General features: G+C 60.6%; 12 protein-coding genes and 2 pseudogenes. 5 read left to right on the forward strand and 9 right to left on the reverse strand.

Features of this window, described 5'->3' with window-relative positions:
• Positions 1 to 2536, reverse strand: a pseudogene (locus F3J19_RS31945) (adhesin); the annotation flags it as partial.
• A gap of 253 nt (positions 2537 to 2789) precedes the next feature.
• Here F3J19_RS31945 and F3J19_RS33040 point away from each other — a divergent pair.
• The gene (locus tag F3J19_RS33040; RefSeq protein ID WP_275692092.1) at positions 2790 to 2921 is read left to right on the forward strand and encodes a hypothetical protein; all 132 of its coding nucleotides are present in this window, start codon (positions 2790 to 2792) and stop codon (positions 2919 to 2921) included.
• Between the two features lie 856 nt (positions 2922 to 3777).
• Here the strand turns inward: F3J19_RS33040 and F3J19_RS31950 are convergent.
• From F3J19_RS31950 to F3J19_RS31985, 8 genes are all read right to left on the reverse strand, one after another.
• Positions 3778 to 4581 (reverse strand): dienelactone hydrolase family protein, encoded by an 804-nt coding sequence (locus F3J19_RS31950; protein WP_167050435.1) that lies wholly within the window; start codon positions 4579 to 4581, stop codon positions 3778 to 3780.
• Between the two features lie 25 nt (positions 4582 to 4606).
• Positions 4607 to 7051 (reverse strand): DUF3772 domain-containing protein, encoded by a 2445-nt coding sequence (locus tag F3J19_RS31955; protein WP_167050437.1) that lies wholly within the window; start codon positions 7049 to 7051, stop codon positions 4607 to 4609.
• A 103-nt stretch (positions 7052 to 7154) separates the two neighbouring features.
• Positions 7155 to 7466, reverse strand: a complete 312-nt coding sequence (locus F3J19_RS31960) for an H-NS histone family protein (RefSeq protein ID WP_167050439.1) — start codon at positions 7464 to 7466, stop codon at positions 7155 to 7157.
• Positions 7466 to 7660 carry a hypothetical protein gene (locus F3J19_RS31965; protein ID WP_167050441.1) on the reverse strand — a complete coding sequence of 65 codons (195 nt, stop codon included), beginning with the start codon at positions 7658 to 7660 and terminating at the stop codon, positions 7466 to 7468. Before F3J19_RS31965 ends, F3J19_RS31960 begins: the two co-directional genes overlap by 1 nt.
• Before the next feature lie 71 nt (positions 7661 to 7731).
• The gene (locus F3J19_RS31970; RefSeq protein ID WP_167050443.1) at positions 7732 to 8130 is read right to left on the reverse strand and encodes a hypothetical protein; all 399 of its coding nucleotides are present in this window, start codon (positions 8128 to 8130) and stop codon (positions 7732 to 7734) included.
• Between the two features lie 188 nt (positions 8131 to 8318).
• Positions 8319 to 9365: a FecR domain-containing protein gene (locus F3J19_RS31975; RefSeq protein WP_167050445.1), complete on the reverse strand. Its 1047-nt coding sequence runs from the start codon at positions 9363 to 9365 to the stop codon at positions 8319 to 8321.
• Between the two features lie 47 nt (positions 9366 to 9412).
• Complete coding sequence (locus tag F3J19_RS31980; RefSeq protein WP_167050447.1) at positions 9413 to 9910, reverse strand: RNA polymerase sigma factor; 498 nt, start codon at positions 9908 to 9910, stop codon at positions 9413 to 9415.
• A 233-nt stretch (positions 9911 to 10143) separates the two neighbouring features.
• Positions 10144 to 10572 (reverse strand): hypothetical protein, encoded by a 429-nt coding sequence (locus tag F3J19_RS31985; RefSeq protein WP_167050449.1) that lies wholly within the window; start codon positions 10570 to 10572, stop codon positions 10144 to 10146.
• A gap of 142 nt (positions 10573 to 10714) precedes the next feature.
• Between F3J19_RS31985 and F3J19_RS31990 the strand changes: the two genes are divergently transcribed.
• From F3J19_RS31990 to F3J19_RS32005, 4 genes and pseudogenes are all read left to right on the forward strand, one after another.
• Positions 10715 to 11854: an EAL domain-containing protein gene (locus F3J19_RS31990; protein ID WP_167050451.1), complete on the forward strand. Its 1140-nt coding sequence runs from the start codon at positions 10715 to 10717 to the stop codon at positions 11852 to 11854.
• A gap of 58 nt (positions 11855 to 11912) precedes the next feature.
• The gene (locus F3J19_RS31995; RefSeq protein WP_167050452.1) at positions 11913 to 14300 is read left to right on the forward strand and encodes a PAS domain S-box protein; all 2388 of its coding nucleotides are present in this window, start codon (positions 11913 to 11915) and stop codon (positions 14298 to 14300) included.
• Positions 14301 to 14437: 137 nt separating this feature from the next.
• Positions 14438 to 15793: an MFS transporter gene (locus tag F3J19_RS32000; RefSeq protein WP_167050454.1), complete on the forward strand. Its 1356-nt coding sequence runs from the start codon at positions 14438 to 14440 to the stop codon at positions 15791 to 15793.
• A 97-nt stretch (positions 15794 to 15890) separates the two neighbouring features.
• Positions 15891 to 16077, forward strand: a pseudogene (locus tag F3J19_RS32005) (peptidase M19); the annotation flags it as partial.

A 16077-nucleotide genomic window follows, 5' to 3' on the forward strand; every position in this document is an offset into this window, starting at 1 on the left:
AGCTTTCCACTGTCGAAGCCGACGTCGACAGCGAAGCCACATTGCTGTTCGTCGTGCTCAGGCCAGTCGACAGCGAGCTTTCCACTGTCGAAGCCGACGTCGACAGCGAAGCCACATTGCTGTTCGTCGTGCTCAGGCCAGTCGACAGCGAGCTTTCCACTGTCGAAGCCGACGTCGACAGCGAAGCCACATTGCTGTTCGTCGTGCTCAGGCCAGTCGACAGCGAGCTTTCCACTGTCGAAGCCGACGTCGACAGCGAAGCCACATTGCTGTTCGTCGTGCTCAGGCCAGTCGACAGCGAGCTTTCCACTGTCGAAGCCGACGTCGACAGCGAAGCCACATTGCTGTTCGTCGTGCTCAGGCCAGTCGACAGCGAGCTTTCCACTGTCGAAGCCGACGTCGACAGCGAAGCCACATTGCTGTTCGTCGTGCTCAGGCCAGTCGACAGCGAGCTTTCCACTGTCGAAGCCGACGTCGACAGCGAAGCCACATTGCTGTTCGTCGTGCTCAGGCCAGTCGACAGCGAGCTTTCCACTGTCGAAGCCGACGTCGACAGCGAAGCCACATTGCTGTTCGTTGTGCTCAGACCAGTCGACAACGAACTTTCCACTGTCGAGGACGACGTCGACAGCGAGGCCACATTGCTGTTCGTCGTGCTCAGACCCGTCGACAGCGAGCTTTCCACCGTCGAAGCCGACGTCGACAACGAAGCCACGTTGCTGTTCGTCGTCGACAGACCTGTGGACAGCGAGCTTTCTACCGTCGAAGCCGATGTCGACAGCGAGGCCACGTTGCTGTTCGTCGTGCTCAGGCCAGTCGACAGGGAGCTTGCCACTGTTGAGGACGACGTCGACAACGACGCCACATTGCTGTTGGTCGTGCTTAGGCCAGTCGAGAGTGAGCTTTGCACCGTCGACGACGACGTCGACAGCGAGGCAACGTTGCTGTTGGTCGTGCTCAGGCCAGTCGACAGCGAGCTTTCCACTGTCGAGGACGACGTGGACAACGAGGCGACGTTGCTGTTCGTCGTTGACAGACCCGTGGACAATGAGCTTTCCACTGTCGAAGACGACGTCGACAACGAAGCCACATTGCTATTCGTCGTGCTCAACCCCGTCGACAGCGACGAGATAGCACTGACCGTATTCGTCACCACACCCGCCAGCGACTGCAACTGGCTCACGTTCACCGCATCGGTCGCATTACTGCCCGGCGCCACATTGGTGATCTCGCGCTCCGCGCCCGCCGCGCCCATGCTCACCACGCCGCTTGCCGTGCCCGACAGCGTGCCCGTACCCGGGTTGTAGTACGCCGTATTCGCCGTCCCGACCGTCGAATTCGCGCCTAGCACCACGGAATTGTCCACCGCGTCGTTGATGTTGCTGCCCATCACGAACGCGTTGTTGCCCGATACCGTGTTGTTGTTGCCGACCGAATAGGACCCCGAACCGCTGACCACGCTCGGATCGCCGAACGCACCCGAGTTGTTGCCCGTCACCACGTTGCCCGTGCCCACGCTGATCGACGAAGTACCGCTCGCCGTCGCCCCCTGTCCGAACGCCAGCGCATTGTTCGCACCCGCCAGCGCCTGGTTGCCCAGCGAAATCGTATTGCTCGCCGTGATGCCGTTGCCCGCCCGGCGGCCCATCGCGATGTTGTTGCTGCCTGTCACGTTCTGGCCGGACTGGAAGCCCAATCCGATGTTGTTCGCGCCCGTCACGTTGGTACCCGACGTGCTGCCGCCCGCGAAGTTGTTGTCGCCCCCCGACACGTTCGAGCCGCTGCTGTCGCCGATCGCCACGTTGTGATTGCTGCTGACGTTGTTGCCCGCGGCCGTGCCCACCGCCGTGTTGTAGCTGGCGGTCGTGCCCGAACTGCCGACCGTGTCTCCCGCCCCCGCTCCCATGGCGGTATTGTTCGCGCCGAAAACGGCATTGCCGGCATTGAAGCCGTACGCCGAATTGATCGTGCCCGTCACGTTCTGGCCGGAGAAGACCCCAACCGCCGTATTGCCCGAATTCGCCGCGGCTCCGCCCATGCCCGCGCCCTGGCCGACGGCCACGCTGCTGGTCCCCGTGGCCTGGGCGTTTTCGCCGACCGCCACAGTGGCAGCGCCATTCGCAATCGCCGCCTGGCCCATCGCAACCGACCCGCCCCCGCTCGCCGTGGCGTTGTAGCCCAGCGCGCTGTCGCCCGCGGCCGCTGCCAGAGAACTCGTGCCGATCGCCACCGAATTTTGCCCGGTGGCTTTCGGTCCGGTTGCATCGAAGTTGCCTGTACCCGGCGTTGTGCCGCCCCCGAGGGCGATGGCCCCCTGGGCCGTCGCTTGAGCGGAATTGCCCATCGCAATGGTGTTGGCCGCCGTCGCGGAAGTCACGTTCCCCTGGCTAATAGAGAAATTGCCCGAGGCAGTCGACTGACGTCCCAGTGCAATGGCCGTATTGCCCGAGGCCGTGTTGGCTATACCGATCGCGGTCGTGCCGCTGCCGGCGAGGAGATTGCCCGTGCCTGCGGCAAAGCCCCCGCCTGTCGACATGTTTCCGTAACCGATGAGAAACGATGGAGCCGATATGGCCCCCGTGGCAAGATTTCCATTGCCGATTAAAACGCCACCGGAAGCGGTAGCACCAAGGGCCTGGATAACGTTACCCGCACCAAGAATGGTCGCCGCTACCTGCTGGGAGATGAGGTCGGCGTTGCTTACCGCATAGTTCAAAACCCCCGGACCGGTACGGTTGGCCATCTGGATATAAACACCGTTCACTGAAGCCGAGGACGAGTTGGGGCCAATGACCACGTCATCGGCTATCGTGCCGGTTCCACCCGAGCCCCCCGTATATTGCGCGAAGGCTGCCGACGGCATCAGGATGGCAGCCAGCACCGCGAGAGCGATGGCGCGCTTCGACACGCGCAAGCCCTGATTTGCCTCGTCATCCGGGCGAGTGAGCGCAATCGGCTCGAGTCCGGTCACATGGCTGCTTCCCCCCTTCCCCTTCGCCAAAGCTGTTTCAGGAACTGCGACCCAGGAGGCCAATGCTTCATTCCATATGCTGCGATAGTTCTTGTTCACAGGTCACCCCGCCATTAATTTTTCGATACTTCCACGCAAACCCAACGATGGTTTTGTCAATTCGTTCAAGCGAACGGACTTATATGCCCTGAATTAAATCAACTGATTTATACGTTCGTTTTATTCACTCAATTGCATTGACTCCCGGTTCAATTCAAAAGGCGCACACCTCCCTGGGGCAGATACATTCCCCATGGCAAAAAATGCTAATTAATTTTTTTCGTGAAAATCCCTATACCGCATTACTCACGTCGGCTTAGGAACTCGCGGTGCCTCGACTACGCACGCAACAAGTCCTGCCAGCAACCCGTGTCAATGAGCCATAGCATGAGCGACCGATCCTGATTTCCCCATCCCGAATCCGCTTTTATTTCTGATGGATATTTTTCACCAATGATCTGAAGCCGAAGAATTTCAATTACCGCCCCCACACCCGAATCCAGTGAATACGTTCTTTTACTCGCCAACGAGGTTTATCAGGAACGCGCTCATGACTGAACGTGTCCTTTAGTAGTAAAGGCGAACGAGAAAAAAGAACGGACCATCCGATCGGCTAAAAATATTGCTATCGAAAAACTTATTACGATTTCGATCGCCTATTGCCACGGCCGGTAGGTCGAACGCGGTCGCCGTTGCGCGTGAATAGTGAAATTCAGTCAGGAGTCGTACAGGACAAATGGCCGAGCAACCCGCGCTTGCCGCAAGACTCACCCGATCAACCGCCTCCGGAAGAACGCCAGGATTTCATCGCGCGCCCGAACCGTGGGCTGGCCCGCCTCGTCTATCAGATGCGTCGTGACGACACTGTGTGGATTCTTCATCGGGCTATCGGGATTCGCCGCGCTATCAGGCAGCACGCGACCGATGAAGCGATCGCCAAGCGCCTCCTGATAAGCGGCAAAACGCGCCGCCGTGCAAAGTTTGTCGCCATCGAAGCGGTAGGCCAGCACCGTCAGATCTTCAGCCTCCATGCGCGCCTTGATCGCCGCCAGTTCGCCCGGCGCGATATGCATGCCCGCGGGGTTATTCAGCGGCAGCGCGGGTTGAGACAACACCGGTGCGATCACAGACGGTTCGAGCATCATCGTCAGTGCGAAATTGCCGGTCAGGCACATGCCGATTGCACCGACGCCCGTCCCGCCGCACTCCTTGTGCGCCAATGCCGCCAACGCCCGCAACCACTGCGTGGCCGGTGAACTCGCATTGGACTGGAAGGCGCGGAATTGGCGGCTGATGCAACTGTTGTAGAACATCGTCAGCATCACGTTCGATTTGCGGAATACCGCGCCGTCCCTGCCGTAGATATGCGGCATATAGACCGTGAAACCCGCATCCCGAACCCAACGCGCAAAGCGCGTGACATAAGGATTGATTCCCGGAATTTCAGCCATCAGAACAACGGCGGGACCGCTTCCCATCACATAGACGCGATGTGTGTTGTCGAGCAGCAGAATATCCCGATGCTCGAAATCGTCGAGCGGATCGGCCTGGTCAAGCGCGGGCATCGTCATGATTGACTCTCTATTCGCAACGTGTTCAATAGGGCTCTCCTGGTGGCATGTTCTGCACGACGAGTCTATGCGGGCTTGACAGCATGACGCCCGCCGCTCGCAACTGCTTGAGGATGCCGAAGAGTAAATCGCTCTTCGTCGAACCCGCGATTCGCGGGCTCGATACGTAGCCCGTCACGCTCAGCGTGATTCCGTCCGGCATGAGCTGACTGAACGTGACGGACGGCGCGGGCTTCTCCAGAATCTCCGGGTGCTCGCGATAGGCATCGAGCAACAGGTCGCGCACCTGCTCGGGATCGGTATTCAGCGGAAACGTCAGCACGAGCGTCGCGACGCCTTGCGTGCTGTTGCCCATCGTCACGTTGCGCAGGTTCTGCGAGATCAGCTGCGAGTTCGGCACGATCACCGTCGAACGATCGCCGAGCTGGATCTCGGTCGCGCGCACGTTGATGCGGCGGATATCGCCTTCGACGCCCGCAATGCTGATCATGTCGCCAACCTTCACCGGCCGCTCGGTCAGCAGGATCAGCCCCGAGATGAAATTCTTCACGATCTCCTGCAGGCCGAAACCGATACCGACCGACAGCGCGCTGACGATCCATGCCAGGTTGCTCCATCTGACGCCGAGCAGCCCGAGCATCATCAACACGAGCAGCACGTAGCCGACATTGGTGAATAGCGTAATCAGCGACAGGCGCATCCCCGTGTCCATGCCGAGCGCGGGCATGAACTCGTCGTCGAGCCAGCGGCGTACCGAGCGCAGCAGGTAGAAGCCGATCGCGAACCCGATCGCGGCATTCATGATGCGCTCGGGCATGATGTTCAGGCTTTGCAGCTTCTGGCCACCGATCATCGCAAGCACGCTGCCGAGCAGATCGCCCGGCGTCGTGCCGAAGCCGCCCATCAGCAGCGCGATGGCCGCGACCACCGTCAGCAGGCTCGTGCCGAGACCCGACACCACGGTATGCGCCTGAGCAAGATGCCGGTCGTCGAGCGCGAACAGATGCCGGATCTGCCGGCCCGTCGGCAGGCTCGCGGAGAACAGGCTTTGGCTTGCGTCGCGCGTCAGTTGCGTGAGCACGTAGACGCTGCACAGCACGATCTCGAACCACACGAGTTCGTAAGTGATGAAGCGAGCGACCGTGATATAGCCCACGGCCAGCGCGATCAGCGCCGCGGCGGTCGCCAGCGTCACGCCGGCGTGGATCAGCCCGGCGAGCGTCGAGCGTCGCTCGGGCGACTCGCCAGCAGCCGCGAGCGCGCTGCGCACGCGGTTCGAGCGCAGCAGCGACGTGCCGACCGTCAGCGCGACGACGAGCGATACGATGCCGCGGCCGAACAGCGTGACCGACAGGCTCGTGTCGGCGATCCGGTTGACCGATTCGAGCGCGCCCGACAGCAGCAGCAGCGCGGCCAGCACGCCCACGAACGGCTTCATCGCGAGGGCGACCGGATCGGCAAGCGCCGGCAGCCGCCAGCTCGGGCGGTTCGTGCATAGCAGCGCGCGGCCGAGCCCGGCGATCAGCGCGCAGGTCACGGCCAGCTTGCCGAACTGGTCCCATAGATCGGCCATCGCCGGCGTGAGTTCGCTGTGGCGCGCCAGCGCGAGATAAAGAACCTGCACGGCGAACGCCGTTGCCAATAGCGTGGAAATGGCCGTCGACAACGCCAGCGCACTACGGCGCAAACGCGTGGCCGGCAAGCGGTTCAGGCAAAGCCAGGCGAGCGCATGCTCGACGAGCCGGCGGCCGCCGAGCCAGATCGCGAACGCGGCGATCAACAGCAATACGGTGATCGTGCGTTGTCCGGGCACCCAGGACGACTGCAGCATCGCGCGCAGTTCGGCGCCGAATGCACCGAGCCTGCGCTCGTCCTCCGGCGGAAGCCGAAACAGCGGCAACCAGAACCGCGCGCCGAAGATGCTGCCCGAGCGGAACACGAGTTCGTTTTTAAGCAGGCTGCGATGCAGCTTCGCGAACTGATCGGACAGATTCGCGAGGTTGGTTTTCTGATCGGCGGCCTGCTTCAGCGCCGCGTCGATCCGTGTTTTGCGCGCATTCAGGATTTCGCGCTGCTGCGCGACGGCCGGGGTTTCGGGCGCGGCGCCAGCGGCAGGCGGCGGCCCGAGCACGTCGAGTTGTGCCTGGAGCCGCGCGCGCTGCGGAACGAGTTCGCTTTGCAGCTTGCCGACATCGGTACTCAGTTGCTGAGTGGCGTCGTCGAGTGCGTCGAGTGCCTTGCCGCTGGTGACGGTCGAAGTCTGCTGCTTGATGCGGTCCTGCTCGACCTGCATCTGCTCGAGTTGCACAACCGCGTCGCTCAGCGAAATGGCCGGGACGGGCGCGGCATCGACGGCGCTCACGTCCGGCGCGGAAGCCGCGGACGGAAACGCCGATGCGCTCGCCACTGCCGCGAATTGCAGCAGTGCAATCGATGCGATCCGGCACGCGCCAATAGAGAGTCGTCGCATGAAATCGATCGTGGCCAGAGAGTCCACCCACTCTGGACCCGACTACGGGCGCCTGCTCTTACGCACCGTCACAGGTGTCCGAGCCGAACCCGCCGACGGCACTTCAATGCTGGTCGTGTTCCCGCGCATCGTCCACTCCCGCCGTTTCCACTTCGAAGTCGCGCCGGTCCTTGCCTTTCAGCCAGAGCGGCTCGCGTCCTCGACCACTCCATACCGCGCCGCTTTGAGGGTCGAAATAGCGCGGTTTGATTTTTCGTCGCTTGCCGTTTGGAAACAGCTCCTCCCGATCGAAGTTGAATTCCTCGATCGCGCTCATGATTTCAAGCAGTATCTCGTCTCGAACAAGCGCGCGATCCCTCGCGATCTGGGACTCCAGATCCGTCTTCCTCTGCATGTAACTGGTAAATTTATTCATCACACACCCGGCGGCTCATTTCCGTTTTCAACGGCGACTATTGCTTGAAATTCGTGTTGCCCGACGCTGCATTCCACTACAAACAAGTCGAAATTTATCGATATGGCATCCTGATCATATGGGAAAGCCGCCGGCGCCACGGTCTGGATCGCCCTCGGCGGCGAGAACATTCTCCCCGGATCGATGAAGCTCACTCACGCAGCCTGGTCGTGATTTTTCACACGAGTCTTCGTTAGACGGCGCTCACGCCGTCCGCGGCTTCGTTTTACATCGCCTGCGTGTAAGGGCGAACGACGCGGCTAAACGGACCAGTCATCCGTTTGAAAATTATCTTATCCGAATCGTCATTTGATCCAAGAAATCTATTGCAGTCGATCCTGCAGATAGACGTTATAGAAGTCATTTTTCCCAGCCGGGAAATAGATGAACGCTCCGCCATAGGGCGACCTGGAAACGGCGCACCAATGTAATCGCCGCTATCCACGGCCGACTTCGGGCTGTTCCAATTGACCGGGTACTGGAAGCCGGCCAGCATGGTCTGCTTGAGCGGTCCCATGGAGAATGCCGCTTTCAGATGGCTGTCGGTTACCCAGTTGGACACCCGATTCTCGCCGGCGAGCCTGTAGAACACGAACTCCGTATCGGCGGATTTCCCCTTCCCCATCCTCCCCACGCCATTGCGTCGCGCTTGACCCGCACGATATTCACGCTGCGTCGCGCCCTATCTGCCTTGAATAAAGACAAACGACATGGGTGAATAAGCCAGTCAGTCGGCCGCTCATATTTTTATTGAGCGTTTTGAATGAATTGCAACGACTGCTCCCACGAGCCGCATAACCGACGAGGCGGCATTCAGCGACGAGATGCAATCACCGCCGTGCCGTTTTTCTGAAATTCGACAGTCACGGGGACGACCTGCGATAAGGTTTTCAACAGAAGGTCGGGATCGGTACTGGAAAATCCCCCCGTCACGCGATAATCGCCAATCCGGCTATCCGCAAGCACGACCGGCGTTTTCCGGTAGCGCTGCACCTCTTCGACGACGTCCCGCAACGGCGTGCCGTTGAATTGCAGGCGATTGTCTTTCCAGCTTGTCATCGCCTCGAACTGCTGCTGGTCCTGAATCTCGACACTGCCCAGGCGATCCGCGCGGGCCGCCTGTCCGGCGCTCAACGCGACCGGCGCGATCCCGCTCGCCGCGGACAGTTCGACGTTGCCTTCGAGCACGGCAACATCCACGCCGTCGGACATTTTCCGCACCGAGAAGCGGGTGCCGATATCGCGCACGCTGGCGGTGCCCGCCGCGACCTCGAAGGGCCTCACTGCATTGTGGACGACCGAGAACAAGGCCTCGCCGCGCTGCATCGTCACGTCGCGGGAGCGCAGCCGGTTAACGAAGGTCAACTCCGTGTCGGTATTGAGCACGACCTGGCTGCCGTCCGCGAGCGTGGCATCGAGATGTTCTCCGATCGCCGATTGCAGATGCTCGGACGACAAAACCGGATTGACGATCCACAGCGCGGATACCGAACAGAAGAGCAAACCGGCGCCATAGGCCGCCGCGCCCCGATACCAGTTTTGCCTCGGCGCTCGCGGAGCGACCTTCCCGCGTGGCGGGGAAAGAGTCGGGGCGGTTGGGATGGTTGGGGCGGCTGGGGTCAAGCGAGCGCGAGCGGGTACGTCGACATGCCGGCGGTACAGCCGGCCCAGATCGTCGGCCAGCGCGTCGATGGTGCGTTCCGCCGCATGGTGATCGGCAACGTACTGAAGCCGCGCGGGCGCGCTGCTTGCCCACTCGTCGAGTTCGGTTCGAGCACGCGACTTCTCCTCGTCACTGCCAAATGCCAGTGAAACGAGGAGATCATCGGCTACATCGATCTCGGCCTGGGTTAGCGGCATGTCATGCTGCCGACCACAAAGGTTTGCAACCCGCAGTCATCTAGTATTTATAGCGCGGCCTCACGGCATGCCTTCATTGCCTGAACCAGATACTTCTTGATGACCGTCGGGCTGATTTCCATTTCGTGAGCGGCTTCTTCGTATGAGAGACCATTCAGTTTACACAGAATAAACGCTTCGCGACAGCGCGGCGGAAGCCCATCCAGCGCCTGAACAACCTGATCCAGCGTCTGCCGGCCGATGCATTCCCGCTCGGGAGTCACATCGGTGCGTCCGAGTCGGTCGAGCGCATCGTCCCCGGTCTCGTCTTCGCACAATTGCTGGGGCAAGAATTTTCTCCGGCGCGCCGCATCGATCTGCAAATTGCGCGAAACGTGAAAGATCAACGCCGCGGGCGACTGCACCTCGTTCTGCCCGACATAGCGCAACGCCACCTCGAACGATGCCTGTGCAATATCGGCGGCGTCTTCGCTGCTCAACCGTTTGGAGAGATAGCGCCGAAGATCGCCGTAGCCCCGTAAAAGATCGTCCAGTACGCCAGCCATCTTCTTCGCCCCGTGTTTCGATCAACCGCCATGAAGGCACGCCATCGCGCCCACCTGGATATTTCAAGAATAAGACAAGTCCTATGTTCTGGATGACATTATCGTTCCCAATCATTAAACCAACAAAAATATTTTGGCAAATATGGGGCTTTCGACTGTTAAGAAATGACAAATGGCGGGAAGCGGGGCTAAAAATCCGACAAAACGCATGGAATTTCCCAGAAAGACTGTGGTTAACCCTGAACCGATCGCGACAATAGATCGCAAAAATCAAGGCAACGCCGTCGATAGCAATTTTTTTCGAGAAACCGGTGGTCCATTTGTCGATCCCGTTCGCCTTGGTTATTAAAGGCCATACAACGAAGCGGCTGAACCGCAGTTGAGTCATTTTTACTTCGGCGAGGACGAAGAGCGTCGGCCGCGACGTTGAGCAAACGAATAGGTTGCAGATAAACGAGCATCGAAAATAGTTTGTCGATATTGCCAGGACGATTTAACCGTATCCGGTGTCCCTCGCACCGGGTGCTTTTGCGCGGATTGACCTCACCCGCGCGCTTTTTATTCCGTGAAACACGAACGATGTCCGTGAAAAATGAGGGCATCGCATGAGGTTCGGCAATGGGCGCCGCGACAAGCCCAGTATTTGAAAAAAATACCAGCATCGATGACGTCGCGTAACGAGGGGTTACCTGATTGGCCGGAGACCCGGCCAGCAAGATCCAGCATCGACCCAGGTAACACGTAGCCGCGCAAACCGAAGCGGCATTAAAAAAGTCATTCAGGCATGCTAACCGTAGGCGATTCATGATCCAACCCGCTTCGAGTACGCCATCGGCCTGCCACTACCATGACGGGCGGCTGGATATGGTCATAAGGATAACGAACCTCAAGGAAATCGAGCGGCGATATCAGAAAATGATTTCCCGCGCAATGGATATAGAATTTTTCGAGCGTATCAGAGGTATCGTCGACGACCAGGCAACGATCTGCCGGGTGGACGCCGGATGCATTCGCGTCACCGGGATGCTGAAGGCGAGCATGAGCCTGTCGAGAACCCATGCCTGCATCGAGATGCTGCTCAGGCATATTGCCTCTGCTCATGGCCTGCTCCCGCTTGCCGCGCTGGACGTTACCGTCGAGCGTCCCGACGGCAGACCTCATACGAAGGTCGTGAGAATTCCGGCTTCGGAAGGGCGCATGCATCTCGCACACGCCACCGAGGTCCTGAATGCCATGGCGCACGGGCATCTGGCACTTTCCCTGCAGCCGATTTTCAACGTCGGCGAGCAGGACCGTTCGTTATACGACGAATGCCTCGCGCGAGTGATTCTGCCGGAGTCCCATTGCGCGATGATGCCGTCCAGCTTCATCCCCAGTATCGAGCGGGCACTGCTCATGAACGAATTCGACCAGATCGTCGTGTCGTCGGTGATCGACCGATTGGCCGCCGATGACACGCTGATGCTCGGCTGCAACATTTCCGCCGCCAGCGCCGCGCTCTCCCACTGGTGGACCGCCATCATCGACCGGTTGAAGCGTCGGCCGGACATCGCCCGGCGGCTGGTCCTCGAAATAACCGAAACCGCGCCGCTCAAGCCCGCCGAGGCGCAAGAGTTCTCGCGTTGCCTGAACCGGCTCGGCTGCAAAGTGGCGATCGACGATTTCGGTTCGCGCTATGGCACGCAAAACGCCATCGACATCGGCACGCCGGACATCATCAAACTGGATACCTCGTTCCTGACGGATGCAAAAGACACGTCCCACGGCTTCGAACGGCTTCACCGCATGACCGGATTGGCCCGTACCGTCGTCATCGAAGGCGTGGAAGACGAGATGGATCTGGACATCGTCACGCGCGCCGGTTTCGAGTGGGCGCAAGGTCACTTGCACGGCGAGGTGGAGAGCGCCATGTTGCACCAGGTGCCTCCCGCGCATTCCAGGTAGCGGTCGTGAGCGCCTCGCCTCTTTCGCATGTCGTACCGTGAATCGAACGAGTGATCCGATGGACGGCAACCCGAACCACGATACCGATTCCGTATGGCCACGCGCCCTGATTGCGCGCGTGTCGGGGTACGCAATCTTCAGGCTCACCGAACAGGGCGACGTTGCCAGTTGGAACCCCGGCGCGAGGCGCATCGCGGGATACGATTGCGAGGAGATCATCGGCCAGCACTTTTCCCTGTTTTATACGCAGGACGACCGGCTCGACGGCATCCCGCAAGCGGCCCTGCAAGCGGCGCGGGAACAGGGTCAATATGAAACGGAAGGCTGGCGCGTGCGCAAGGACGGCACACGGTTCTGGGCCACGGTGGTCATCGTGGCGCTCGATGCCGCGGACGGTACATCCATCGGTTTCGGCGAGATCGTACAGGACACCACGGAAAAACGCCTCGCCTGCGAAGCGGTACTGGACAACGAGCGGCGGTTCAGGCTGCTGGTGCAGGGCGTAACCGATTACGCGATCTTCATGCTGTCTCCCGAAGGCCTCGTGACAAACTGGAACCTCGGGGCCGCGCGCATCAAGGGCTATGAGGCGAGCGAAGTTGTCGGCACGCATTTCAGGCGCTTCTATACGGCTGAAGATATCGCGCGCGAACTGCCTCAGCGCGGCCTGACCATAGCCGCCGACGAGGGGCGCTTCGAAACCGAAGGATGGCGCGTCAGGAAGGACGGCAGCCGGTTCTGGGCCAATGTCGTGATCGACGCGATCCGCGATGAGGACGGCAAGCTGATCGGCTTCGCCAAGGTGACCCGCGACGTGACGGAGCGCAAGAGTGCTCACGAAGAACTTGAAAAAGCCCGCGCTGCGCTGCTTCAGTCACAGAAGATGGAAGCGCTCGGCAAGCTGACCGGCGGGGTCGCGCACGATTTCAACAACGTCCTGCAGGTGCTGCGCGGCAACCTGGAACTGCTCGAAGGCCGGCACGGCCGCGACGGGTGGACACGGGAGCGGCTCGGCAAGGCGATCGAGGCGGTCGAACACGGGGCAAAGCTCGCATCGCAGTTGCTTGCCTTCGGGCGCCGCCAGGCGTTGCAGCCGATCGCCGTCAACCTCGCCGCCATGCTGCGCGGCATGGACGATCTGCTCAGGCGAGCATTAGGCGAACTGATCAACGTGGAAACGGTCATTGCCGGCGGCCTGTGGAATACGCTGGTCGACCCGAACCATCTCGAGAACGTGGTGCTGAATCTTGCCATCAACGCCCGGGATGCGATGCCGGAAGGCGGCAAGCTGACGCTCGAACTGTCGAACGCCATGCTCGACGACCACTATAGCGCCCTTGCCGCGGACGTTCGCGAAGGACAATACGTCCTGCTCGCCATTACCGACACCGGAACGGGCATGCCCCCCGATGTCGTGGAACGCGCCTTCGAGCCGTTCTTTACGACCAAGCGCGAAGGGAAAGGCACGGGGCTGGGCTTAAGCATGGCGTATGGCTTCGTCAAGCAGAGCGGCGGCCATATCCGGATTTACAGCGAGCCCGGACACGGGACCACCGTGAAGATCTATCTGCCCCGTTCGATGGATAAGGCCGCCGAGCGCGAACCCGTACACCCGATCGTTCTCGCCGGAGGCTCGGAAACCATTCTCGTCGTCGAGGACGACAGGCGCGTGCAGGCAACGGTCGTGGAAACGCTCAGGCAACTGGGCTATACGGTACTGAAAGCAGACGATGCGCAAAGCGCGCTGGTGATCGTGGAAAGCGGCATCCATGTCGACCTGATGTTTACGGACGTGGTGATGCCCGGCACGATGCGCAGTACCGAACTCGTCAAGCTCGCGGCCCAGTTTCTACCGAACATGAAGATCCTTTTCACTTCGGGATATACGCAGAATGCCATCGTGCATGGCGGCCGGCTCGACCCGGGCGTGCATCTGCTGAGCAAGCCCTACAGCCGGGAACAGCTTGCCTCGAAGATCCGCCGTCTGCTGGGTCCGTCCCCTGCCCCGAACGCCTTCGCGGCAACGGCGCCCCCTGCGGGACAAACGCCGTCAAACGTGACGCTTGCGCCAGCCAGCTTCTCCATTCTCATCGTGGACGACGACGACGCTTCTCGCGAAGCCGTCAGCGAGTTGCTGGCCGGCATGGGCTATGACGTGCAACAGGCCGCCGACGCCGAAGCGGCAATGCGGCTATTGGCGACGCGAAAAGCGGACGTGCTTCTCACCGACATCATGCTTCCCGGCATGTCCGGCATTGAACTCGCCCGCGCTGCGCTCGGGCAGCATGCGGACATCAGAATAGTTTTTGCGTCCGGCCAGGAAGCCCCCGCTCCCGAAGAACTCGGCTTCGACTGCGCCTCGCTGCCCAAGCCATTTGCCGCAGAGCAACTGCTGGCGCTGATTGCGGCGATACATGAACAGGCTGAACGCAAGAGCGCCGAATAAGGGTTCTGTCCGACACGGTAACGTCTGCTCAAGGTATCGATTACCTAGGTAACCGATACCTGTAGACCTAGGTAATTTGTGCACCTACCCTGCTTTCAACCCGGTCCGAAACCGGCCATTGAGAGGGATAGGAAACGATGTCGAATCAAGCAACCCAAGAGGTCGATACCAGGACGCTCAGACGCGTCATCGCGGCGGCTTCAATAGGCAATTTCGTCGAGTGGTTCGATTTCGCCGCGTACGGATTCCTCGCGACCATCCTCACTCGCGAATTCTTTCCCGGCAGCGATCCCACGGTCGGGCTTCTCAAGACATTTGCGGTCTTTGCGGTCGCCTTCGCGCTGCGTCCGCTCGGCGGCCTGTTTTTCGGGGTCATCGGCGACCGGTTCGGCCGCAAGCGAACGCTCGCCCTCACCATCCTGATGATGGCCGGTGCCACGACGCTGATCGGCCTGCTCCCGACTTATGCCCGCATCGGCTACTGGGCGCCGCTGCTGCTCACGATCATTCGCTGCGTACAGGGGTTTTCCGCTGGTGGCGAATACGCGGGAGCGTGCGCGTATGTGATGGAGCATGCGCCCCGCCGCCGGCGTGCCTTCTTCGGCAGCTTCGTGCCGGTCTCGACCTTTTCTTCGTTCGCGTGCGCGGCCGTGGTGACTTACGTGCTCGAATCCTCGCTGTCGTCCGCGACGATGGTCGACTGGGGCTGGCGCATTCCGTTTCTGGTCGCGGCGCCGGTCGGTCTTATCGGCGTGTATCTGCGCATGAATCTGCATGAGACGCCGGCTTTCAAGGCACTCGAAGGCAAGAAGAAAGTCGCACACGCCCCCTTGGTGGAAACCCTGCGTTCGCAGTCCGGAAACATACTGAAGCTCGGCGCGTTCATCTCGGTGACGGCGCTCTCCTTCTATACGTTCACAACCTATTTCGCCACGTATCTCCAGGTCGCCGGGCATCTGTCTCGCGGAAGCTCTCTCCTCGTGACCGTTCTTGCGCTGTTCTTCGCCGCGGCATTGTGCCCGCTCGCCGGGCTCTTCTCCGATCGGGTCGGCCGGCGCGCGACGATTGCCAGCACCTGCGTGTTCATCATCGTGTCGGTTTATCCCGCCTTCACGCTAGGCGGCTCCGGCAGCTTGTCCCCGTCGCTGCTCGGCGTCGCGCTGCTTGCCGTGGGTGCCGTTCTCTCGGGCGTGGTCACTGCGCCGCTTCTGTCGGAAGTGTTCCCCACGCAAACACGCTATACGGCATCGGCCATTACTTATAACCTCGCGTACACGATTTTCGGCGGCACCGCGCCGCTCGTCGCGACCTGGCTCATCTCCGTGACGGGAACGAACCTCTCGCCGGCCTATTACCTGATCGCCGTATCCATTTTCGCCATGCTCGGCGGCCTCTCGCTGCGAGAGACTTCCACCACCGCACTCGAGGAAGCCGGCACGACGCACGACAACGACGCGGCGTCCGTGAAGCACGCCGTCAAACGGCCCGTCTGAGCGCGTTCGGTGCGCTTCCGACCCGCTTTTGACCTGCTTTTGACCTGCTTCTGACCTGCTTCTGACGCTGACCTGCAAACCTGAACGGATTTAGGCAATGAGTACTCTTCACGATTCGAGCATCATCATCGATGGTCTGAACATTTCGAAATTCGAACGCTCGGTGTTCGAAGACATGCGCAAGGGCGGCGTCACCGCCGTGAACTGCACGGTCTCCGTGTGGGACGACTTCCAGAAGACCATCGACAACATCGCGGAAATGAAGCAGCAGATCCGCGAGTACG

Origin of the sequence: Burkholderia sp. Ax-1724 (genome assembly GCF_011752995.1) — a bacterium.
Taxonomy (GTDB): domain Bacteria; phylum Pseudomonadota; class Gammaproteobacteria; order Burkholderiales; family Burkholderiaceae; genus Paraburkholderia.

Coding starts and splice junctions, on each gene's coding strand:
- F3J19_RS31950 (WP_167050435.1), bottom strand. CDS start 4,581: ATGACGATGCCCGCGCTTGACCAGGCCGATCCGCTCGACGATTTCGAG.
- F3J19_RS31985 (WP_167050449.1), bottom strand. CDS start 10,572: ATGCTGGTATTTTTTTCAAATACTGGGCTTGTCGCGGCGCCCATTGCC.
- F3J19_RS31980 (WP_167050447.1), bottom strand. CDS start 9,910: ATGGCTGGCGTACTGGACGATCTTTTACGGGGCTACGGCGATCTTCGG.
- F3J19_RS33040 (WP_275692092.1), top strand. CDS start 2,790: ATGACCACGTCATCGGCTATCGTGCCGGTTCCACCCGAGCCCCCCGTA.
- F3J19_RS31995 (WP_167050452.1), top strand. CDS start 11,913: ATGGACGGCAACCCGAACCACGATACCGATTCCGTATGGCCACGCGCC.
- F3J19_RS31990 (WP_167050451.1), top strand. CDS start 10,715: ATGATCCAACCCGCTTCGAGTACGCCATCGGCCTGCCACTACCATGAC.
- F3J19_RS31970 (WP_167050443.1), bottom strand. CDS start 8,130: ATGGGGAAGGGGAAATCCGCCGATACGGAGTTCGTGTTCTACAGGCTC.
- F3J19_RS31955 (WP_167050437.1), bottom strand. CDS start 7,051: ATGCGACGACTCTCTATTGGCGCGTGCCGGATCGCATCGATTGCACTG.
- F3J19_RS32000 (WP_167050454.1), top strand. CDS start 14,438: ATGTCGAATCAAGCAACCCAAGAGGTCGATACCAGGACGCTCAGACGC.
- F3J19_RS31975 (WP_167050445.1), bottom strand. CDS start 9,365: ATGCCGCTAACCCAGGCCGAGATCGATGTAGCCGATGATCTCCTCGTT.
- F3J19_RS31960 (WP_167050439.1), bottom strand. CDS start 7,466: ATGAATAAATTTACCAGTTACATGCAGAGGAAGACGGATCTGGAGTCC.